Annotated in this window: 19 protein-coding genes; 7 read left to right on the top strand and 12 right to left on the bottom strand. The window is 53.9% G+C overall.

Annotation, left to right across the window (positions count from 1 at the left end; genetic code table 11):
- Window positions 1-133 precede the first annotated feature (133 nt).
- The 3 genes from ACJJIC_RS05630 to cobB all read left to right on the top strand — a co-directional run bounded on the left by ACJJIC_RS05630 (window position 134) and on the right by cobB (window position 4806).
- Window positions 134-2419, top strand: a complete 2286-nt coding sequence (locus tag ACJJIC_RS05630) for a slr1591 family oxidoreductase (RefSeq protein WP_445356578.1) — start codon at window positions 134-136, stop codon at window positions 2417-2419.
- A 170-nt stretch (window positions 2420-2589) separates the two neighbouring features.
- Window positions 2590-3897: an NAD(P)/FAD-dependent oxidoreductase gene (locus ACJJIC_RS05625; RefSeq protein WP_444889295.1), complete on the top strand. Its 1308-nt coding sequence runs from the start codon at window positions 2590-2592 to the stop codon at window positions 3895-3897.
- A gap of 204 nt (window positions 3898-4101) precedes the next feature.
- Window positions 4102-4806 (top strand): Sir2 family NAD+-dependent deacetylase, encoded by a 705-nt coding sequence (cobB, locus tag ACJJIC_RS05620; protein WP_445356577.1) that lies wholly within the window; start codon window positions 4102-4104, stop codon window positions 4804-4806.
- Between the two features lie 19 nt (window positions 4807-4825).
- Here cobB and ACJJIC_RS05615 read toward each other — a convergent pair whose 3' ends face one another.
- Both ACJJIC_RS05615 and ACJJIC_RS05610 read right to left on the bottom strand, forming a co-directional pair.
- On the bottom strand, window positions 4826-5407 hold the full coding sequence (locus ACJJIC_RS05615) for a SixA phosphatase family protein (RefSeq protein WP_444889293.1): 582 nt from the start codon (window positions 5405-5407) through the stop codon (window positions 4826-4828).
- Window positions 5408-5586: 179 nt separating this feature from the next.
- On the bottom strand, window positions 5587-6066 hold the full coding sequence (locus tag ACJJIC_RS05610) for a DNA binding protein (RefSeq protein ID WP_252083443.1): 480 nt from the start codon (window positions 6064-6066) through the stop codon (window positions 5587-5589).
- Between the two features lie 545 nt (window positions 6067-6611).
- Between ACJJIC_RS05610 and ACJJIC_RS05605 the strand changes: the two genes are divergently transcribed.
- Entirely contained in the window at window positions 6612-7058 is a 447-nt protein-coding gene (locus ACJJIC_RS05605) for a CBS domain-containing protein (RefSeq protein WP_252083444.1), read from the top strand.
- 2 nt (window positions 7059-7060) lie between these two features.
- Here ACJJIC_RS05605 and ACJJIC_RS05600 read toward each other — a convergent pair whose 3' ends face one another.
- Window positions 7061-8911, bottom strand: a complete 1851-nt coding sequence (locus tag ACJJIC_RS05600; RefSeq protein ID WP_444903251.1) for an SLC13 family permease — start codon at window positions 8909-8911, stop codon at window positions 7061-7063.
- A gap of 740 nt (window positions 8912-9651) precedes the next feature.
- Here ACJJIC_RS05600 and mnmH point away from each other — a divergent pair.
- A complete protein-coding gene (gene mnmH / locus ACJJIC_RS05595) occupies window positions 9652-10740 on the top strand; it encodes a tRNA 2-selenouridine(34) synthase MnmH (protein ID WP_444887299.1) in 1089 nt (362 codons plus the stop codon).
- Between the two features lie 105 nt (window positions 10741-10845).
- On the opposite strand, the gene ACJJIC_RS05590 is transcribed toward mnmH, so the two are convergent.
- The 9 genes from ACJJIC_RS05590 to ACJJIC_RS05550 form a co-directional block, all read right to left on the bottom strand.
- Window positions 10846-11775 (bottom strand): SDR family oxidoreductase, encoded by a 930-nt coding sequence (locus tag ACJJIC_RS05590; protein ID WP_444882884.1) that lies wholly within the window; start codon window positions 11773-11775, stop codon window positions 10846-10848.
- Between the two features lie 14 nt (window positions 11776-11789).
- Complete coding sequence (locus tag ACJJIC_RS05585; protein WP_444887301.1) at window positions 11790-12173, bottom strand: VOC family protein; 384 nt, start codon at window positions 12171-12173, stop codon at window positions 11790-11792.
- Between the two features lie 54 nt (window positions 12174-12227).
- Window positions 12228-12683: a DUF2750 domain-containing protein gene (locus tag ACJJIC_RS05580; RefSeq protein WP_444910605.1), complete on the bottom strand. Its 456-nt coding sequence runs from the start codon at window positions 12681-12683 to the stop codon at window positions 12228-12230.
- Between the two features lie 72 nt (window positions 12684-12755).
- The gene (gene rlmD, locus ACJJIC_RS05575) at window positions 12756-14120 is read right to left on the bottom strand and encodes a 23S rRNA (uracil(1939)-C(5))-methyltransferase RlmD (RefSeq protein WP_445356576.1); all 1365 of its coding nucleotides are present in this window, start codon (window positions 14118-14120) and stop codon (window positions 12756-12758) included.
- A gap of 55 nt (window positions 14121-14175) precedes the next feature.
- Complete coding sequence (locus ACJJIC_RS05570) at window positions 14176-14883, bottom strand: M48 family metallopeptidase (RefSeq protein ID WP_444882887.1); 708 nt, start codon at window positions 14881-14883, stop codon at window positions 14176-14178.
- A 30-nt stretch (window positions 14884-14913) separates the two neighbouring features.
- Entirely contained in the window at window positions 14914-15345 is a 432-nt protein-coding gene (locus ACJJIC_RS05565) for a hotdog fold thioesterase (protein ID WP_152455066.1), read from the bottom strand.
- A gap of 77 nt (window positions 15346-15422) precedes the next feature.
- Window positions 15423-16034 carry a DUF2799 domain-containing protein gene (locus ACJJIC_RS05560; protein WP_445356575.1) on the bottom strand — a complete coding sequence of 204 codons (612 nt, stop codon included), beginning with the start codon at window positions 16032-16034 and terminating at the stop codon, window positions 15423-15425.
- A 44-nt stretch (window positions 16035-16078) separates the two neighbouring features.
- Window positions 16079-16729: an MBL fold metallo-hydrolase gene (locus ACJJIC_RS05555; RefSeq protein WP_445356574.1), complete on the bottom strand. Its 651-nt coding sequence runs from the start codon at window positions 16727-16729 to the stop codon at window positions 16079-16081.
- 62 nt (window positions 16730-16791) lie between these two features.
- Window positions 16792-17685 (bottom strand): hypothetical protein, encoded by an 894-nt coding sequence (locus tag ACJJIC_RS05550; protein ID WP_445356573.1) that lies wholly within the window; start codon window positions 17683-17685, stop codon window positions 16792-16794.
- Window positions 17686-18170: 485 nt separating this feature from the next.
- On the opposite strand from ACJJIC_RS05550, the gene malT reads away from it, so the two are divergent.
- Together malT and ACJJIC_RS05540 are read left to right on the top strand one after the other, a co-directional pair.
- Window positions 18171-20885: an HTH-type transcriptional regulator MalT gene (gene malT, locus ACJJIC_RS05545; RefSeq protein WP_445356572.1), complete on the top strand. Its 2715-nt coding sequence runs from the start codon at window positions 18171-18173 to the stop codon at window positions 20883-20885.
- A 234-nt stretch (window positions 20886-21119) separates the two neighbouring features.
- The gene (locus tag ACJJIC_RS05540; RefSeq protein ID WP_444910611.1) at window positions 21120-22757 is read left to right on the top strand and encodes an alpha-amylase family glycosyl hydrolase; all 1638 of its coding nucleotides are present in this window, start codon (window positions 21120-21122) and stop codon (window positions 22755-22757) included.
- Window positions 22758-22826 lie beyond the last annotated feature (69 nt).

Here is a 22826-nt window from a genome sequence, read left to right as displayed (position 1 = left end):
TCGTGTGATCAGTCTCGCCGCAACTCACGCTGTCTAAAATTTATCCAGAAGTGAATTTGCGCGGCGGGAGAATTTGGCTGGCGGGCAATGGCTTTACCCCAGCAACTGTTGCAGAAATCAGTAGTGAGCAAAAATGCAGGAGCATCCTAACTACCAGGATATCGTTCTGGTCGGCGGTGGCCACACCCATGCCATAATGTTGCAAATGTGGGCAATGAACCCGCTGCCGGGTGCGCGCCTGACATTGGTTTCTCCACAAATCCAAACCGCCTATTCCGGCATGTTGCCGGGGATGGTAGCGGGCCACTATTCACTGGATGACACCCATATCGATCTGGCGCGCCTGTGTCGCGCTGCAGGCGCTCGTTTTATTCAGGCCTGTGCCCACCATATCGACGTAAAGGCGCACACGGTATCCCTGCTCGGGCGTCCACCATTAGAGTACGACCTCTTGTCCCTGGATGTCGGTGCCACCCCGGTGCGTGAGCTGCCCGGCTCAGAATTGGCAATCCCCATCAAGCCTATCGGACATTTTTACAACTTCTGGCAAAAACTGCAGAGACATGTACAGAAAAATCGCACATCTCTGCGCCTGGGTATTGTCGGCGGCGGTGCCGGTGGTTGCGAACTGGCCATGGCAATGGCTTATAGCCTGGAGGAGCAGATCTATTCCGGGCGCGTACAAATACACCTGATACACGGAGCTGATGAAATCCCCCAAGGCTATCCTTTTCTCGCGCGAAAATTAGTGGCCCGTGAGCTCGATAGCCTCGGCGTAGAGATACATCACAACTGGCCGGTATCAGAAATTACAGAGCAAGGCGTACGCAGCAACAATGGCGAGCTACTCAACCTGGATCAGGTGCTGCTCTCAACCAACGCTTGTGCTCCCCCCTGGCTGGCGGATTCCCAGCTAGCTCTGGACGATAAAGGCTTCGTAGTAGTAGACCGTAAACTGCGTGCCCAGGGACATCAGGAAATCTTTGCCGCCGGTGACGTAGCCAGTTTTTCCGCCGGGTCGCTGCCCAAGGCGGGGGTCTACGCAGTGCGGCAAGGGCCGGTGCTGTTTCACAATCTGCGCGCCACTCTCACCGGACAGCCATTGAAAAATTACCGACCGCAAAAGCGCTTTCTGAGCCTGTTGGCCTGTGGCGGCAAGCGCGCGGTTGCGGTGCGCAATGGACTTGCCGCAGTGGGAGCCCCCCTGTGGCGCTGGAAAGACCATATTGATCGCAATTTTATGCAGCGCTTTAGCGATCTGCCCATCAGCATGGAAGAGATGCCGAGCGCCCATCCTCGCGAGATACTCAACCAGCGCCAGGGCATCTCTCTGGCGAGCATGCGCTGCAATGGCTGCGGTGCCAAGGTAGGCCCTGAAGTACTACGCGGCGCCCTGGCCAAGCTTCCCATACAGCAATCTGAGTACCTACTGCGCGGACTTGGAGATGATGCCGCCGTGATGGACCTACCCGCCTCGCAATTATTAGTGCAGAGTTCCGACCAACTGCGCGCCCCGGTTGCAGACCCCTGGCTGTTCGGGCGGCTTGCCGCTTTGCACGCGCTTTCTGACCTGTTCGCTATGCATGCCCGCCCGGTGAGTGCGCAGGTATTGGCCACCTTGCCCACCGCGGCAGAAGAAATCACCCAACGGGACTTACAACAGCTGCTCGCCGGTACGATTTACGAACTCAACCGCCACCATTGCGTACTCTCCGGTGGCCACACTGCCGAAGGAGCGGAGATGCAGTTGGGCCTCACTGTGAACGGCCTGGCTGAGCGCGAGCAACTGCTGGAAAAATGTGGGGCTCACACAGGAGACTGTCTGATATTGAGTAAGCCCTTGGGCATCGGCACCATTCTCGCCGCCGAGGGGATGGGGGAAGCCAAAGGCCGCTGGCTGCAAAAGGCATTGGAGACCATGCTGCACAGCAATGCCGCCGCTTCTGGGGTTTTCGCCCAACACGGCGCCCACGCTCTCACTGATGTCACGGGCTTTGGTTTACTCGGCCACTTATTGGAAATGCTGAAACCCGATGGGCTCAGTGCCACTCTAATCGCCGAGCCGCTGCCACTGATTCCCGGCGCCCGTCAGTGCATTGAGCGCGGCTGGTTATCCAGCCTACAACCGCAGAACGCCAGTGCCTATTCCTTTGTGGAAAACCCCCGGGAGTGGCAATCCCTACCACACTGGGCGCTACTCACTGATCCACAGACCTGTGGTGGCCTGCTCGCCGCTGTTCCTGCCAGTAAGGCTGAAGCCTGCGTTCGCGCCCTACTACAGAGTGGCTGCAGCCAGGCCGCCATCATCGGAGTGATCAACACTAGTGGCAACCCCCAGCCAAAGGTACATCTACGTCGGGATGGCCACTGGCGGCAGTTAATCACTCACAATAGCGAGGCGGAACACAGCCAAGTGTAATCATTCCACTTTTATTTCTATTTATCATCACTTGTTCGGGCCTGTTGATATCACTGCCAATGCGGAGGATACTGGCAGCAAAACAAGCGCCGCTAACCATGTATTGCGGCGATAGGTCTTCACAGATTGGGGAGTCGGCTTATTAGTAATCGACAGGAAGACCACCCACCATGAAAAAAATTGTGATCATCGGCGGCGGCGCTAGTGGGCTACATCTAGCCACGCGGCTCGGGCACTATTTCAGTTTTACCCCGTTCATGGGAAAAAGACGCAACTCTCCCACAGCACAAATTACTCTGGTCGATAAGAATCGTACCCATATCTGGAAGCCCCTGCTCCATCAAGTTGCCGCTGGCGCATTAGACGCCAATATGGACGCCCTTAACTATCAAGTACACGCCCGCGCTAACGGCTATGAATTCCAGCTCGGCGCGCTACAGTCTCTCGACAGAAAGCGTCGAGTTGTCACTTTGGGGGCGGTGTTGGATGACGAGGGCCATGAGTTGGTGGCTTCCCGCGAACTGGAATACGATTATTTAGTTCTCTGTATCGGCAGCAAGAGCAACGATTTCCACACTCACGGCGTACGTGATCATTGCGTCTTTCTCGACAGCAGTGAGCAGGCACAGAAATTCCACCAGCAGCTTCTCAATCATTTTTTGCGCCTGGAAACCCACACTAAGAACAGCTTGCAGATTGCTATAGTTGGTGGCGGCGCTACCGGAGTGGAGTTGTCGGCAGAGCTGGTGGATGCAAGCAAGCAGATGGGCAACTATGGGCGAATCAGCTCGGACGCTATTGATATCACCGTAGTCGAAGCCGGGCCGCACCTGTTGCCGGCCCTGCCGGCGCGCTTGGGCAATAACGCCGAGCGCGAACTGAGTAAAATGGGAGTGCGCGTACTCACCGGTTGCAGTATCGCGAGTGCCAATCCCACGGGTCTCACCACCGGTGACGGCATGGAAATTCCCGCAGCGATTCGCGTCTGGGCCGCTGGGGTCAAAGCTCCCGATTTTCTCAACCGTCTCGATGGGCTCGCCACTAATCGCCTCAATCAAATAGAGGTGAAAACCACACTGCAAACTCAAACTGATCCAAGTATTTTTGCCATGGGAGATTGTGCCAGTTGCGTCGATGGTGACGATCAGCGGGTACCGCCGCGCGCTCAAGCAGCACAACAGATGGCCAAACTCACCGCCTCCAATTTGATCGCTTTGATTGAGAACAAACCCCTGGAACATTTTTACTATCGGGATCGAGGCTCCCTGGTTTCACTGAGTAAATACACTGCGGTAGGAAATTTGATGGGCACCCTGGTAAAAGGCAGTCTCACCGTAGAAGGGCGTATTGCAGGTTTTGCCTACCGCTCACTCTATCGCATGCACCTGGCGGCAATCCACGGCTGGCCAAAGGCGATGTTGCTTTATCTCATTGGACAGGCCAACCGCGCGGTGAGCCCTCGTCTTAAATTACACTGAGGAAACCAAAAAAGTTACCTCAATAAATTAAGCGGTCAATCTTGGCCGCTTTAACTTGGCCATCTGATTTATGCCTATCAACCGTAATATTTTTCTTGCTCTACATAACTAAAGCTTTCAGGCTTTCGATAAAATATTGATCCCCGTAAACTGTCCAATATATTTTTATGCCCTAATCACAGCAGCTTGGCGAAATTATTTCCTATGCAATATCAACGTATCGTGGTGCTGACCGGCGCCGGTGTCTCCGCAGAATCTGGTATCCGTACTTTTCGCGGGGCCGACGGCCTATGGGAAAACCAACGTATCGAAGATGTCGCTACCCCCGAAGCTTTTGAGCGCAATCCCCAACTGGTACAGCGTTTTTATAACGAACGTCGTCAACATCTAATATCTGGAGATGTAGTACCCAACGCAGCTCATCAGGCTTTAGCCGAACTGGAAAAAGAGTTCACCGGGGAGTTTTTGTTGGTTACCCAAAATATCGATGACCTCCATGAGCGCGCCGGCAGCCATCATCTGATCCATATGCATGGCGAACTGCTCAAAGCGCGCTGCAGCAGCAGCGGCCAGCTGTTTTCCCTGCGGGAGGATCTGTTGGTTAGCGATCACTGCGACTGTTGTGGACTACCAGGTACCTTGCGCCCTCATGTGGTGTGGTTTGGGGAAATGCCGCTGCAGATGGAGGCGATTTACGAAGCCCTGAGCCAGTGCGACCTGTTTATCAGTATTGGCACCTCCGGCAATGTCTATCCGGCTGCCGGATTTGTAGAATGTGCCAACCTGGCGGGAGCACACAGTGTGGAATTAAATTTAGAACCCAGCAGTGTGGGTGATGCTTTCACCGAGCACCGCTACGGACCGGCCTCGGCGATTGTTAGAGATTTTGTGCGCGAGCTGCTCGACTAGCGTATACACAACTAAGCGGCTACTGCGTTTGCGAAAGTTCAGCTACGTGATGTTGTCTGCTGTCCTTACCGTAGCGTTGTAACAGAGTGGTTACCTGGCCTCGATCACGAATAACAATATAGAGGCGATCGTATTCATCGGATTCTCTAATTGGAGCACCTTGTTCCCCTCCGAGAAGAGCCACCATTTCCGGCGTAGTATTGCTATGCCCAACGACCAAGATTCGATCGCCGGCCTGGTCCAAATCCACCGCAAACTCTTTTAATTTACGGTAATCATAGCTTTGTACCGGCAAACCTCGCTGTTCAGCCAATGGACGGGCAGTTTCCCTGGTGCGAGTAAAATCGGTGCTGTATACCGCATCAATTTCCACACCTTTGAGTATCCGCGCCAACTGCTCGGCACGGGCCTTGCCAGCTTTTGCTAGTTGTGGATCTTTGCCAGCATTAGGCCCCAGCTCTTTTTCCCCATGGCGCACCAAATAAATAACCTGGCTATTGGTCTGGCTATTGGTATTTGATGTCGCGCTTTCCGCCCAAGTGTTGACCCAAGGCGAACTTATAAAGCCAATGATTAGCAGACTGGTAATTCGGGTAAACACAAGAAGATACTCTCAATCCAATAGTGGTTGGAGGTTATGCAAAGGATATAGGGGTAGTAAACCCATATTCGATGAAATACAGGAGAATGCGTTTAAATTTTTAAGAAATGTAAAGAATTCCCTGGTGGAGATTATCCAGCACCAGTATTACCGGTGCTGGATAGGAAACCTGAAAGGAATTAGATCTTCCACTCTTTAACGGTTTCCAGACCGTATTCATCGATCCACTGGCTCAGCGCTTTAGGGTTGCGCTTTTTCTTCTCTACAGTGGCACCAGTATACGGATTGCGGTAGTGACCGGTTTCCAGCTTGGGCTCTGCAGACTTGCTCGCAGTAGCTGCAGCACGGCGGCCGCGACGGGGGCTATCACCCTCTTTTTTCAGGTGACGGGCAACGCGAGACTTAAGAGTCTGTACGTAATCAGGAGCGTCTTCATCATTCAGCTGGTCTACCAGCCACTCAACGACCTGGCGGCCACGTGCAACGAAGAATTCCTCTTCTTCCATCTGATATTCGGCAGCCAGATTAACCAGTGCCTTATCAAACGCGATAACGCCATCTTTTTTGCGTTCTGCCTGAGCCATTTGCTCCTGCAGTTCTTCGATTCTTGCCTGATGCTCGGCAATTTGCTGTTCGAGTTGTTCGTATTCCTGGAACATTCAATAAACCTCAACGACGGTTATTAAAAATACAGAGAAAACACTGTGGCGGAGGCCGACACAGAGTCGAGTCCGGTTATTCGAAATATCAAAATTGTTAACAGCACCACTAGCCGATTACTGGCGGTTAAGTGATGTTATATTCGGCATATTACGAATTAGCCGAATGAAAAACGAGATACCCTTGCACCGGTCGACTCCAGCGCTAGATATATTCGGCAAATGCATTATTAAAAGCTAGCCGACTTCAGCCTTTTCCGGTATTGAAACCGAAACACTGATTATATTTCTCGGCTGAGGTCGCGAATAATAATCTTTCGCCAACAAATATCAACCGTTTACGCTCTATCATTTGAATATAATAGGAATCTTCACGGTTATTGCTAACAAAATGTAACAAAGGCGTGGATATTCGCCTGAACAAAAGGATATTCAAACATCCCTATTTTGGCTATATTGTAACCGCAGTCGCCAATTGCAAATTATTGCGCTGACTTTTGTTATAGCGCTCATTGCCAAAAACCATTGGATACCTGACGCTCGCTATGTCCAATACCCATAATATTCATCACATGCCCACTTTAGCGGCTCTGATGACGCCGTTTCCCTATCACATCGATATTGATGCAACCGTTGAGGATGCCCTTGCGCTAATGGAAGAGCACAAGGTGCGCCATCTGCCAGTAACCCGTGCCGGCGATCTGGAAACGGTCATCTCCAAGGGAGATATCGAAAGGGCCAACGCCCCCGGACACCGACTGGAAGAGCAACAACTCTATGTCCACGACCTGTGCGCGCGCCGGCCCTTTATTGCCGATATCCATGATCCGTTGGATAAAATCCTAATGGCTATGGCCGATACGGGTATCGGCTCGGTGCTGGTCATGCGCGAAGGAGAACTGGTGGGTATCGTCACAGTGACCGATATACTGCGCTTTTGTAGCAACTATCTTGCGGAATTAGCGCAGCCTGTGGACGACTCCATCGCCTGAGCTTAGAGCGGCCATACCCACAGCAACATGGGGATACTTACAAGCACCACCAGTATCTCCAGGGGCAGCCCCATGCGCCAATAATCTCCAAAATCGAACCCCCCCGGCCCCAGAATCAAGGTATTGTTCTGGTGGCCCACCGGGGTTAGAAAAGCGCAGGATGAGCCGATGGCCACAGCCATTAGAAAGCTGTCCGGATTCACCGCCAGTTGTTCAGCGGTACTAATGGCAATTGAACACATCACCGCCGCAGTAGCCACATTGTTCATAAAGTCCGACAATGTCATGGTAACGATCAATATCAACACCAGAGCCAATACCGAACTACCCTGAGCCAAACTATCCAGCAGCACCTGTGCCACCAAGTCCGCCGCCCCTGTACTTTCCATCACCTCTGCCACGGCAATCAATGTGCCCAACAAAACAATCACAGAACCATCCAAGGCCTCGTAAATGTTTCGCAGCGGCACAACCTTGAGTGCCATAAAAGCCAGCACGCAGGTAGCAAATGAGACCGCTGCGGGGACCAGGCCAAAGGCTGCACCCGCAACTCCCAATGCCATAGCAAGCAGGGCAATGACTGCCTTCTCCTTGTTCGGCATGCCGATATCCCGCTGAGCCAGAGGCACGCAGCCCTGTTCCCGGGCAAACCTATTGAGATGATTATCCGGACCCATCATCAGCAGGGCATCGCCCGCCTGCAACGGCGTAGAACGCAGGCGCTTCACCGATCGGCGCCCCCGCCGGGAGAGGGCCAGCAGATTAATCTGGTAGTTGGTCGAAAGGTGTAAAAACTGAGTCGAGCGCCCCACCAAAATAGAATTGGGCATTACAACCAATTCGCGCAACTGCATTTCCTCACCGGTGGGGCCGCTCTTTTCCTTACTCTTATCCCGAGAATCCTCGTCCTGCAGCGGCTTTGCCCCTCCCAGCTGTACAACCACTTTCTTGTCTTTTTCTGTCTCAGCCCCACCAACCATGGTGAGTCCAAGCCTGGTAAGACTCGCTGCTAAGGATGCGGGCTCTGCCTCGATTACCAGAATGTCCCCGCTTTGCACCCGCTGCCAGGGCGCTACTGCCGCTACCCGAGCATCGCTTTGCACCAACCCGACTACCTGTGCATCCTCAGCCCCCAGTACCTTGCCAATTTCACCCAGGCTCTTACCCACTGCCGCACTCTTTTCCCCAACCAGTGCCTCAGTAAGGTAAGTCCCGGTATCGAAACTGGACGCACCCGCTTGGCCGCGACCTGGCACCAGGCGCCAGCCAAGCAGGCCGATAAAGAGCAGGCCAACCAGGGTCACTGCCAAGCCCACCGGGGTGAAATCGAACATGCCGTAACTGCCGGCCCCGGCGCTGTCGCGGAAACCGGAGACCACCAGGTTTGGCGGCGTGCCAATCAGGGTGGTCATGCCACCGAGTATCGTGGCGAAAGACAAGGGCATTAGCACCTTACCCGGAGCCAGGCCCTGTTTTTCCGCCATATCCGCCGCTACCGGCATCAACAGCGCCAAAGCCCCCACATTGTTCATAAACCCTGATAGAAGAGCACCGAGCCCAGTCAGGAGTAACATTGATACTGTGATATTGCCGCTTCGAGGCACTACCCGCTGGGCCAGGGCTCCCATAGCTCCGGTATTCTGCAGGCCACGACTGAGGATCAGCACGCAGGCCACAGTGACCACTGCCGGATGACCAAATCCAGCAAATGCTTTTTCAGGGGGAATTAATCCAAAAAACACACAAGCGAGCAGGGAAGAGAGCGCCACCATATCGTGGCGCCAAGGCCCCCAGATAAACAGCGCTATAGTAATCGCGATAATGATTAGAATAAGCAACTGATCTAGGGTCATAAATACGTATTTCCTGAATGAAGCACTCGTGAAGAATTCCACGGGGCAACTCATTCAGGGTATACAAGGATAAGGTATTGACGGAAATAAAGGCGCCGGAAGACCACTCTTTACTGATCGTTTAGAGGCATAATTTGCGCCAACCAAGTTCAATGGCTCGGTTTCAATGGAAGTCGAGAGCGATCTTCCAATAGTTTTATGGGCTAATAGGAAATCTATATTTCTTATTACGATTAAGGGAAAATTTTAACTGGACTTATGCTAATAGAGCAAAGTATAAAATTAGATAAAAATATTGGAATATCCGGAGATATTTTTTGATCAGGTATTTTAGTGGCGTTAAATTTCACCAAAAATTATGACATCCAAACCATAACGGATACCAAATTCTAGATAATTGCCCCCTATTGAAATTCTCACCCTATTATTAACCATATCTTTTCTTCTTATTTATTAATTGAGCTTAAAGGGCCCTGCCCTAACTTAACCCAAAGCGTTACATACACCTTCAGCTAATTACCCACAAGTATTCGCGACTAATGCTCTACTAGCTCCTAAATTATTGGTGGTGACATACCCTGGAGCCATTTTATTCGGTTAGCCGCTAAAGCGGATTGGCGCACAAACAAGCAAAAGCCTTACAATCGACCAAAGTTTCTTTGATTAACTCTATAAGAGCCTCAGAGTGGTCAGCCCTCATTAATGAGTGAAGCTCTCCACAGCAATATTGGAGACCCTCCTTGCGCAAAAATACTACGAATTACCGTGATCTATTCCTACACGATATTCCGCTGATGGATGTACGAGCACCGGTGGAGTTTCAGCGCGGAGCATTTCCCCATGCAGAAAACTACCCGTTATTAGACGACCAACAACGGGAGTTAATTGGTACAGAGTACAAACAGCAGGGGCAACAGGCCGCTATTGATTTGGGATGGCAACTAGCCACGGATAAAGTCGTAGAGCATAGACTCAACGCTTGGAGTACATTTATTCATCGCCACCCCCAGGGTTACCTTTACTGTTTTCGTGGCGGCCTGCGCTCGCGCACTACACAGAAATTATTGCGAGATGTGGGAATTGATTATCCACTAGTTGATGGTGGCTACAAGGCTATGCGCACCTATCTGCTCAGCAAGCTGGAAGGCCTGAGCCAAGAGCTGCCGCTGATCGTTATTGCCGGTCACACCGGCAGTGGTAAGACAGAGTTAATTCAGGGTGCAGAACGAGCACTCGACCTGGAGGGAATTGCCAGGCACCGCGGCTCCAGCTTTGGCCGTACGGGTTGTGATCAGCCTTCTCAAATTGATTTTGAAAACCAAGTGGGTATCGATTTACTCAAGCTGTCGCAAGCTACCGGACCAGTTTTTATCGAGGATGAAAGCCGGCTTATTGGCCGCTGTGCCCTGCCCCCAGTATTACAAAATGCCATGAAAAGCGCTCCCAGAGTCCTGGTGGAGGAACCGCTGGAGCAACGAGCCCGGCGTATTGTGCAAGATTATGTGTGCGAGGCCCTGCCGCGCTTTAAAACTGCTGACAATTCCTCCGCAGCGACATTGGGAGAAGAACTGCGCAACAACCTGAGTAAAATCCGCAAGCGCCTCGGTGGATTACGCCATCAAATATTGGATGCACAACTTATGGATGCAAATCGAGAATTACAACAGAGTGGGAACAGTGAGGCCTATATTCCACTGGTGATGTGTTTATTGCGAGAATATTACGATGGTGGTTACAACCACCTGATGGAAAAGCGTGACAGCCCTATCCTATTTCGCGGTAGTTTTTCAGAAGTGAAGGACTGGCTGAATCACAGGCGCGACTGTTAGTTAATAGCTAAAAATTTTAAGTGGATAATTTCCAGTAATGCATTGAGCAGAAAAGTAATTAATTACTCAAATGAAAAACACCGGGGAGGCAGTCCTAAGCCTCACTTATACCTTGTGCGCCAAACGGTTTAACTTGAAACGGCGCAATAAAATCCAGTCCCGCAATTTATGCGGTAACCAGCGCGCAAGCCAGGGCAACAGGCGGCTGCGATTGCCGATACGCACCAGTGTGCGCGGCCGTTTGCGTAGAAGTTCACGTACCAACTTGCGCGCCAGGGAACTAGCCAAAGTGGCGTTCTGTTGTGACTCCTGAGCGCGGGCGCGCACCACCTCCTCCTGGCGCTTATACATTGAATCCGGAGGCAAGAGACCGCGCAGTGATACTTCCGCGTGGCGACCGAACTCTGAGGCAATAGCCCCAGGTTGCACTGTCATTACGCGAATGCCAAAAGGTTTCAGTTCCAGGCGCAAGACTTCCGAGAGTGTGTGCAGGGCCGCTTTGGAAGCGCAGTAGGCCCCAGAGAAAGGGGTAGCCAAAACACCGGATACGGAACCGATATTACAAATTACAGCACTCTTGCACGAGCGCATCAACGGCACACTAGCGCGCGCCAGTGCCAGCGGTGCAAATACATTGGTGCGAAATTGATTTTCCAGGGAGCGGGTATCCAGCTCCATCAGCGGGCCCATCTGCCCGTAACCGGCGTTGTTGATCAATATATCCAGGCGACCGTAGGCGGCCTTGAGAGCGTGTAGCACCCGGTTAATATCTGCCTGGCTATTAACATCCAAAGCTTCGGTAGCGATGCCCAGGTCCGCCAGTTCCTGCAGGCTTTCCGGGCGTCGCGCGGTAGCGATAACAATAGTACCGCGGCGATGTAAGGCCAAGGCCAGCTCGCGACCAATACCACTGGAACATCCCGTAATCAGAGCGACTCTGTCTGGCGCCACATAGCCACGGCCAATTTGCGCAAGGCTCTCTGCGGCAAAGCTATCAGGAGATTTTCGAAAACTGGAAACTGGTGGTTTGTTCACGGGGACTGCTCCGTTTACTGGTTCGAATCCTCCGACACGGCCTGGGATTGCTCAATCAGGCCAATAATATTGCCGTAAGGATCGAGAAAACTCGCCATCAGTACGCCCTCGCCAACATCCACCACATCGCTGTGTTGTCGCGCACCCATGGCTCCAAGACGCTCGACCTGTGCGGCCATATCCGCAACCGCCCAGTAGGCGATCACCCCATCCGCGCGGCTGATCGCGCTGCGCGCATCCGGATTCAGGCCCAGTTCACAATGGCCGAGATGAAAACCCACATAGCAATCGCTATCGAAATAGGGTTCTTTCTGCAGCAGCTGCGCATACCAGGCACGGGCCTCTGCAATATCTGTTACACCGTAAATTACTGTACGCAGGCCGAGAAACTGCTCCATTAAGACACCCCGTTGTTTAATTTTTATCCGCTGGGTGGGGCACTATGGCGCAGCTTATTGCAGCTCCTGCTCCAATTGCTCCAGCAGGTCGATGGGTTCCAGCTCCACACCTTCCAGCTCATTGTTCCAGTTCAGCCCCACCAGCAGTACATCCTCGTGCATACCGGTGAGCCAGTCATCCATAAATTCTTCCAGGTCGATAGCTACCGCCTGATATTCCGCCCAATCGCCCTCACAGTGTGCCTGGGCAAATTCCCGCTGGGACCAGAAGGGCATCACTTCGGTCTGTGGGCGTTTTTCGGATTCGCACAACGCAAAGCCCTCTTCCCCCTGCAGCGCCCAGACGCAGCCCTGTTCGGCTGCCTCTGGCAAAAAACGTGCGCAGTTTTCTTCAAAATCATCAGTTAAGGGTTCGCTTTGCATAACATCTTCGCTTAATAAGTTTGCCAGCAGTTTACGCCAGTTTGCCCCCCGCACCAACGCAAAGACCACGGCTCTGGCATCAGGCAAAACTGCTTTACTTCCGTCCCCCAGGACTTTTTAAATGACATACAGGGACGGAATAAAATTGAATAAATGGCTTTAGGAATCCAGCTCAAATACCGCCATAGATTCCACATGGGACGTTTGCGGAAACATATCCATGACACAGGCCTGCTTAAGACGGTAACCCAGCTGAACCAATTCCCCGGCGTCCCGCGCCAGAGTCGCCGGGTTACAGGACACGTAAACAACTTTCTGCGCCTTGAAACGGGCGATACCACGCACCGCCTGCAAGGCGCCATCGCGCGGAGGGTCCAACAAAATTTTATCGAAGCCGCCGCTGGCCCAGGCCTTTTTCACCATTTCCTCATTCAGATCGGCAGTGTGAAAGCGCACGTTGTTCAGTCCGTTAAGTGCGGCATTTTCCTTGCCTCTTTGGGTGAGAGCGCCAACGCCCTCGATACCGATAACCTCCCCGGCGCGGCGTGCCAATGGCAGGGTGAAATTTCCCAGTCCGCAGAAAAGATCCAACACCCTCTCGCCGGGTTGCGGGTCCAATAACTGCACAGCACGACTCACCATCTGTCGGTTGACCTCGAAATTCACCTGGAAAAAATCCATCGGCTGGAAGTGCAGGCTCAGGTCAAATTCCGACAGACGATAACTGAGGTAATTCTCGTTATTCTGTGGCCACAGAGGCTGAATCGAAGCCGCATCATCAGGTTGTATATACATGTATATACCTGATGATTTAGCGAAGTCTTGCCAGCGCTGTCGATCCCCTTCCGATAAAGGCTGCAGGTGTCGTAACACTAAGGCCGCCACATCATCACCGACCGCCACTTCCAACTGGGAAAAGTGCGCACGCCCCTCGCTCTCCGCCACCAGTAGCTTTAACGCAGGAATATGTTGAGCGATAGAAGGGTGCAAAACATGGCACTCATCGATATCGGTCAAATCGTTGCTGCGCTTTTTGCGAAAACCAAAAACGAGTTTTTTACCTTTTGCCGATTTCACCTGGCGAATACCGATACGTGCCTTGCGTCGATAGCCGTAAGGTTCGGCCAGCAGAGGAGGCAAAATTTCCTCGGGTTCAATACCACCAAAACGAGCCAGCTGATCCAACAAGATTTTTTGTTTTTCGACAATCTGCGCATCGACCTGCAGGTGTTGCAGGGAGCAGCCCCCGCACAGGGACACATGGGGGCAGCGCGGTTCACAGCGCAGTGGCGAAGCCTGAATTATCTCACTGGTAACACCTTCATCGAAGCGAGCCCGATGAGTGCTATAACGAAAACGCACTTCTTCACCAGGCAGGGCGTTATCGATAAATACTGTTTTTTTACCCACACGGGCAAGACCGCGCATATCGTGGCTAAATTTTTCCACACAGGCTTCTGCCTGGGTGGGCAAAGATTTTTTTACCGTCTTACGCGGAGTGATAAAACGCGGTTTTCTGCTCATAGGAAATTACTGAATATTCAAAACATCTGAAATCAATGGGACCTGTCGGTAAAGTCTATACCGTGAGGCGGTGGCCATTATCGCGCAACCAGCGGCGCAGCTCCTTATAGCGAGGGCAAACACTCTGTACCAGCAGCCAAAAATCGCGGCCGTGATTATGGTGACGCAAATGGCTGACCTCATGGGCCACCAGATAATCCACCACCGGTTCCGGTGCCAGGCATACCAACCAGTTGTATTGCAGGTCTCCACGAATACTGCAGTGCCCCCACTTACTCTTGGTGCGCCGAATTCGCAGTGTGGAAAACTGCAAGTCCAGTTGTTCGGCCAAGCGCTGGGACTTTTCTGTTAACAGGGCCAACGCCTCGCGCTGGTAGAGACGCTGTAGGGCCCCCTGTAATTGCTGCGCTGTGGGGGTTGGCGATAAGGTATAGAGATGAATGGCCTCTTCGGTGATTGCCGCACCACCTCGATTAGACGCGCGCTCCAAGGGGCGCATTTTACCCAGCCAAGGAAAGTGCTCACCAAACTCAAACCGATATTGTGGCACCTGTGCCGCACGCTGGTTGGCAGCGAGCAATTGGGCGCGTACCCACTGGATATTTTCCTGCAAAAACTGATGGCCGTGGCGGGCAGCGCAGCGCTGAGGAATACGAACTTCCACGCCGGATTGAGCCAATACCAGACCCAGGCGCTTGCGCCTTGCCGAGCGCACCAAGCGGTAGGGAATATCTTCAAAAAAATATTCCCGCACTTCACTCATAAAAACCGCCTCAATAAAACCCGGTTAAGTTTACCCAGCGGCATGAGCCACAACTGCCATGGTAATTCGGGAGATACAACTCAGTTTGCCATTGGGGGCGTAAATCAGAATTTCCCACACCTGGCTGGTGCGCCCGATATGTACCGGCTTGGCCCGGCCAGTAACTTCACCCTCAGGCACAGGACGCAGATGATTGGCATTAATCTCCTGGCCAACGCAGTAAAACTTACTGGTATCCACCAGCAGGTTGGCACCGATAGATCCCAGGGTTTCCGCCAACACCACATTGGCACCGCCATGTAGAATACCGAACGGCTGGCGAGTGCGATGATCCACCGGCAGCTTGCCCTCCAGGTAATCCTCACCGATTGCGGTAATCTCCAGGCCCAGATAACCGGGCATACACTGGGCGGTGCCCCGGTTAATCTCTTCCAGGGTGGGAGTAACGTGCCAAATTGCCATGGGAATAACTCTCTTGAAAATCCAAACTGGGGTCGGGGGAAATGACTGAATTGACTTGCCATATCAGCCCACTAAATTCACCAGTAAAAAAAACCGGATGAAAAAAAGCCGCGCGGATAAAAACCCGGCGTGAAATAGTCTGGGCCGAAAAGGCCATAGCGGTGCAGTTCTAAATCCAACATGCGCAACTCCCATTTGAGTCGGCTGTGCTGGAAGTAAAGCGCACGCCTCTGCTTGTCGCTATCACTGTGCCTAAGGGCCTGATGTAGGGAGTAAAGCTCACGTTCTAAATTATCCCGACGCCACAATAAATCGCGATACTCTTGTGCTACGCGATAGTGGGCGAGGCCACGCTGATAACTCTTTAAAAAAATATCCGCGGTGGGCCCAGTGCATACGCCCTCATATTTTCGCCCCTGACGTCCCTGAGCGTAGCCATTTTCAGCGGTACAAAATTGTTCCACGCCCTCTTCGTGGCCCTGCAACCAAGCCTCGCTGTCCACATAGATTTCGTAACTTTGGCATTCCTTGGCGATATCGTACACCAGCGCCTGGGAGCGCCCGCGGGCGCCGTCATGTAGGCCTCGCTCATACCAGAGCCCACTGCGGCAATCCGCCTCGGAAATAACAGCGCAACCACTAATAGCAGTGGCCAGTGTCAACAGGAAAACACTCAGCTTTATAGGCATGGGAAGGGGCTCCCGATAGATTATTGTTTTGCCGGTACCACCTATCAGCCGAAACGTTTATCGGCGACGAACGGATTGGTCTGACGCTCCTGACCAAAAGTGGACATAGGACCGTGACCCGGAACAAAACGTACATCGTCACCCAGTGGCCACAGGCGCTCGGTGATCGAACGAATCAAAGTATCGTGATCCCCCTGGGGGAAATCGGTGCGGCCAATAGAACCAGCAAACAGCACATCGCCCACCAGTGCCAACTTGCTCGGACAATGGAAAAAGATCACATGTCCCGGGGTATGGCCAGGGCAGTGATGCACCTCCAACTCCTGGTCGCCGACAGTCACGGTATCGCCCTGCTGCAACCAGCGATCGGGGGTGAACACCTCCACTGAGGGAAAACCGAACATCTGCGCCTGCACGGGCAGCTGCTCGATCCAGAAACCATCGTCCTCATGGGGGCCCTCAACCGGCAACTGCAATTGTTTAGAGAGCGCCGCAGTACCACCCACGTGATCCAGATGACCGTGGGTAAGCAGGATTTTCTCAATGTTGAGCCCGCGCTCTTGCGCCGCCGCCAGAATTTTGTCGAGGTCGCCACCCGGATCCACCACTGCGGCACGCTTGCTATCTTCGCACCAGAGCAGAGTGCAATTCTGCTGAAAAGGAGTGACCGGGACCGTTTGAAATTGCAGCGACATGGTAAAACCCATCCTTATTCGGGAGTAGTGGCTAGATTCGGGAGTAGTAGCTAGTGCCGCGATTATACCGCGACTGCCCGCCGAGATCGCTGTGCGGATGCGTCTGCCTTCGGCTTGGTGTTTTGCAGAAGAGTGCTCAGGTCCTTGCCGAGCTGCTCCCACACCAATTCATTGCGCCAGTAATCCTCCGGTGGCAGTAGCTGCGAACCGGCCAGGGCATTGTCTGGATCGGACAGTGGCCTTGTCGCGTAATCCCGAAATACCGCTTGGTTGTAACTGGGGCTGAGAGGCTTAAGAGGCCAGCCGAGCAGGTCATCCGGATGGTAGAAATTTTTCCAGCGGAATTGATACCCGCGAGAGGTCGTAGCCACCGCCTGGATCTGATCCCGCTGCTTGGCCCCAAACCACAGCGGCGTGCCGGCCCCGAGGGTATACCAATGGCTGAGCGTTTTCAGGCGCAAAAAGCGCTCCCGCGCGGAGCCCTTGCGCACCTCGGCTGGCCCGCCATCGCGCCAGACACCGTGGTTAACGCTGGGCCGCTGGGCATCCCACAAATAGTTGGACAAGCTAATACAGCTGGCCGAATGACTGATAAGCAACACCGGAGCGCAATCGCCAGCGGCGGCTGCAGCCTTTTGTAGAGTTTGATAAATGGCTGTCTGGGTCCTCTCGTAGAGACCACTACGGCTATGGATATCCCCCAATTGTGCCGAGTTCTCAGCCAGGGTGTTGAGCAGGAATTTGCGCGCGCGCAGACTATCCACCTCGCACTTGCGCATATCTTCAAATACTCGCTGGGTATTACCAGGCAGTGCTTCCACAGTAGGAAAAGTATCGCAATGAAGGCGCGCCCAGTCGTCACCCAGGTTTTCCCTGAGCATGGAAAACAAGTGCTTTACACAGTTCCTGTGTGCGGCATCCACAGCCGGCGCTGCCAAAACCACAATATCGGCCATAACTCCCTCTTTTTTATTATTGCTGTCGAAGCCGCACCTACCTCCCTGACGGCATCAGTTATTCACCAAATTTTTTCGGAAATAACTCTGTTTTTTCATAATCCAGTGATCCAAGAATCCCCCACTGCGTACAAACGTTCGTGTATTACGGCAACGAATGTCAGCCGGGAAAGCAGATAACGCTGTCGGGTAGCTCTACGCCGGTCTCGGTGAACACAGGGATGTGTTCCTGACACCGGACACCGCAAGCCAAAAACTGGCCGCAGGGTCTTTTTCTGATTGTTTTGTCTCTTTGGGCTGGATCGGTAAGACTGATTGGATCCGCCAATCAATATACCGTCATAAGCAAAGCTTCTTCTAGTATTAGCCAAAGAGAATCCAGCAAGTCGTCCTATCCTCAGCGCAAATCTGTCACAAAAGCGCTCCGCTAGTGCATAATATCCCTGTATAAAAATCAGACATTTAAAACAATCCTGCCCGCAGCGATGCTTTTAACTTCCAAATACAGCCTGCCGGACTGCCCCGAGCATACCCTGGTGCGCCCGCGCTTACTGGCACTGCTCGACGACAGCCACAGCGACCAGCTGCTGCTTGTGACGGCACCGGCGGGCTACGGTAAAACCACGCTGGTCACTTCCTGGGCCTCGGCGCAGGAAAATCCAATGGCCTGGTATACCCTTGATCCCAGCGACAATGAACCGAGCCAGTTTTGTCGTTATCTGGTAGAAAGCGTGCATCGCGCTACCGGCAAAGGCGTACCGCAAACCTGTCGCTTATTGGCGGCGCCACAAAGTCCGGATCCAACAACTGTCATCAGTCATCTGCTGGGTGAACTGCGCAGCTTGCCCAGCGAACTGCGCATAGTGCTCGACGACTACCACCATATCGACAACCAGGCGGTGCACAGCGTCACTCGCTTCCTGTTGCGCCACGCACCACCAGGCGTCGGGGTCCTTCTCACCAGCCGCAGCCAGCCGCCCTTGGGGCTGGCCACCCTGCGCGTACAAGGCCGCCTATTAGAGCTGGGCAGCGATCAACTGGCCCTGAATACCGAAGAGATCGCACGTCTGCTGAAGCAGCGCTTGCCATTTAATCTCGATGGCGACCGCGCCGCTCAACTGCACCACCTGAGCGAGGGTTGGCCACCAGCGGTACAACTGTTCGCCCTGTCGGTGCGCGATCGCCAAGAAGTAGACCGCTACCTGACGGAACTGGAGCAGGGCCACAGCCATATCCTCGACTATCTGGCCGAAGAAGTGCTGGAAAGGCTGGAGCCAGAGCTGCGCGAGTTACTCGCTCGCACTTCGATCCTCACCCGTGTCAATGCCCAGCTGGCGGAACGCCTGAGTGGCCGCAGCGATGGCCAACAACTGCTGGAAGAGGCGGCGCGGCGCGGACTCTTCCTACAGGCACAGGACTCCAGCCGCCAGTGGTTCCGCTTCCACCCGGTATTCGCCCGCTTCCTGCAGCGCCAGCTCACCAATCGGGAGCAGCTGTTGCACCTGCACGCTCTCGCTTGTGATTCCTGGCAGGAAATGGAACAGCCGGTGGAAGCCCTGCGCCATGCCCTCGCTGGCAGTGACCGCGAGCGCCTGTGTCAGCTGCTCGATAGCCAGGGAGAAATACTGCTGCGCGGCGGGCAGTCGCGCTTGTTGCGTGATTGCCTGGAATGGCTCGGCAGTGAGGCGTTGCAGCAGAGTGCGCGCTTCACCCTGCTCTCGGCAAAAATGGCGCGGGAGAATTTTGAATACGACCAGTGCGAGAAAATGCTCGCCACCGCCGAGAGCTGGCTGCAGCGGCAGGACCCACAGCAATGGCGTCAGTTTGAAGGGGCTTTCGCCACCATGCGCGCCCAGGTGGCCATCGCTCGCGGCCAGACCCTACAGGCCAAAGAGTATGCCGAAGAGGCCCTGGGGCTTTTACAACCCAACCAACTAGGCGAGCGGATTTCGGCACTGCTTGTCACCGGTGAGACCAGTTTTTGCCTGGGCGCATTAGAGCCCGCCGCGACCCATATGTTGGAGGTGGAGGCCCTGGCCATCGCCGAGGGAGATATTCCCAGCGCCGCCTGGGCCATCTGCCAACAGAGTGAGATCGCCTTCGCCCAGGGGCTTCTACAAAAATCTGCCTCACTGCAGAAAAAGGTGTCCAACCTGGTGCAGAAACACCACCTCTCCACCCTGCCCATCGCCGAGTTTGTCTGCCGCCTGCTCGGACAGCTGCAGTGGGAAAAGGGGGATTTGGAGAGCGCCGAGCACTCGGCCCGGCGGGGAATGCAGATCAACCGCAAGGTGGGTGAACACTGGCTACTACCGGAATACACGCTGCTCCTGAAACTAGCCCAGGCGCGCGGAGAAAAAGAGGAGTCGCTGGAGTGGCTGACCCGCATCGACCGCTTACTCTCAGATGGGCGCTACCACCGCGACTGGGTTGCCAATGCCGATGCCGCACGTATTCGCACCTGGCGCGCCCTGGACAACCAACAAGCCATTGCCAGCTGGTTGGAGCAAGCTGCGCCAGTTGCAGACAGGCCCAGTAATCACTTTGAACAGTGTCACGGCCGCAACCATGTGCGCGCACTGATCGAACTGCACCGCTGGTCCGACGCCAATCGCCTGCTGAGCCGCCTGCAACAGGTCGCGGAAGAGTGTCATTTAGTCACCGATCGCCTGCGCAACCGTGTGCTGGAGTCCCACCTGTTGTGGCTGCGCGAACAGCACGGTGAGGCCGTGAAGGCCATTAGCGAGGCACTACTGCTGGCTGCAGGTAGAGGATTTCGCGCCAGCTTTCTACAAATTGGCAAACCCCTGATTGTGATTCTCAAGGCTGCGCTGGAACGGGGCTTGGATGAGGCATCCACCGACAAGGCCCAAGTACTGATTAAACTCGCCCAGCAACAGCCGGAGTTGGACGGTGGCATTCGTATTGAGCTGGACGACACTATTATTCGCGAGATTCTCGCCAGCGACGCGGTACCGGATTTTCTGCGTCACTCACCACTCACTCCGAGGGAGTGGCAGGTTTTAAACGCTATTCATTCAGGCCTTTCGAACGAGCGTATCGCCAGGCACTTCAAAGTGGCGCCGAGTACCATCAAAACCCATATCCGCAGCCTTTACCAAAAGCTGGATGTCAAAGACCGCCAGGAAGCGATTACCCTGGCCGAACAAATGCTGCGCTCGGTGCAGGACCGCCCATAGGAATAACTGCGAGTCGGGGCACAGGGATGTGCGCAAAACTCCACCGCAGGATTTCTGCACATCTCTATTTGAGCAGTTCCCGAAACTTGTTACTCCTGCTCTAAATCCCCCCGGTCAGCCCCTCCCCCCCTCTATGGGGAGGAGGAACGCGGCTCCGCCCTTCGCCATACTCACCCTATCCTTTCCTGAGTGGGCCCGCCCCACCCTTCGAATAATGAGACAAGGCAGTAATCCATGAGCGGCAACAGCACCGAGTGGTGGCGCAACAGCGTTATTTACCAGATTTACCCCCGCAGTTTCTGCGACGCCAACAGCGATGGTATCGGCGACCTGCCAGGTATCACCCAGAAATTGGATTACGTGAAGTCCCTTGGTGTGGACGCTATTTGGATATCCCCATTCTTTAAATCCCCCATGGTGGATTTTGGGTATGACGTGGCGGACTATCGCGATGTGGACCCGATTTTCGGCAATCTGCAGGACTTCGACCGCTTAATTGAGGCCGCCCATGCCCGCGGCCTGAAAGTTATTATCGATCAGATTCTGAGTCACACCTCAGATCAGCACCCCTGGTTCGAGGAGAGCCGCTGCAGCCGCGACAATCCCAAAGCCGACTGGTATGTGTGGCAGGACCCTAAAGCCGATGGCAACCCGCCCAATAACTGGGTATCTGTTTTCGGTGGTGGCTCCTGGCGTTGGTGTACCCGCCGCCGTCAATACTACCTGGCCAACTTCCTCAAAGAGCAGCCAGATCTCAATGTGCACAACCCCGAGGTGCAGGCGCAGTTACTGGCGGATATGAAATTCTGGCTGGATCGCGGTGTGGATGGTTTCCGCCTGGATGCGGTGAATTTTATCTTCCATCAACAGGCCCTCAGCGATAATCCTCCCCGCCCGCTTAAGCTGGATCAAAAAGGACTGCCGCCGGTCAATCACTACGATTACCAATGGCACAAGAACGACAAATCCCAGCCAGAAAACCTGGTGTTTTTACAGCGTGTGCGCCAGCTGATGGATCAATACCCGGGTACCGTTACCGTGGGCGAAGTGGGTGACGATAATACCCATAAGATCATGGCGGACTACACCACGGAACAGCGCCTACATATGGCCTATTCCTTCGATTTATTAACCGAGGATTGCAGCGCGCAATTCCTGCGCGAAACCCTGGAAAAGAACCGCGCGGTAATTGAAAAAGGATGGCCCTGCTGGTCCATTAGCAATCACGATGTTCCGCGCTCTATCACCCGCTGGAACCGCGGCCTTAGTCTGGAGCTAGCGCAAAAGCGCGCGCCCCTGTTCCTACTGATGCAACTTGTACTGCGCGGTAGCGTATGCCTGTATCAGGGGGAAGAACTGGGTCTGGCGGAAGCGGATATCGCCTTTGAGGATTTGGTGGACCCCTACGGTATTAACCTTTGGCCCGAGTTCAAAGGTCGCGATGGCTGCCGCACGCCTATGCCCTGGACCGATACCGCTGATCAAGCCGGCTTCACCAGCGGGAAACCCTGGTTACCGATTTCCCAGAGTCACCGGAACTTAGCCGTGAACCTGCAGCAAGACAGCCAGCACTCTATGCTCAACCAGTTCCGTGCATTGATCAAATGGCACCGGCAACTGCCCCAAAGTCTGGCTACCGCACAACAGGAAGTGCTCGATACCGGCAATGATTTATTGGTGTTCGTGCGCCGCGCAGATAAGGAAGTGTACCTAGTCGCCCTGAACCTAGGCGCCACTGAGGAAAGCTACGCTCTGCCACAAGAGTTTTTTGGGGCCGAGGATATTACTCCAGGCCTGTTTGCAATGGAGCTGAGAGAAAACACGCTGGTTTTGCCCGCCGCTGGCGCCGGTGTATTGCGAAACAATAATTAATTTCAGGCTTTAACAGCCCGTCAAAAAATTTTACCAGCTGGTGGCAACAACCACCGGCTGCCAATTTCA

This window comes from Microbulbifer mixtoriginis (SeqCode) (assembly GCF_052468275.1).
Note: the sequence above shows the minus strand (reverse complement) of the source record. Positions and strands in the feature narration are given on the sequence as shown.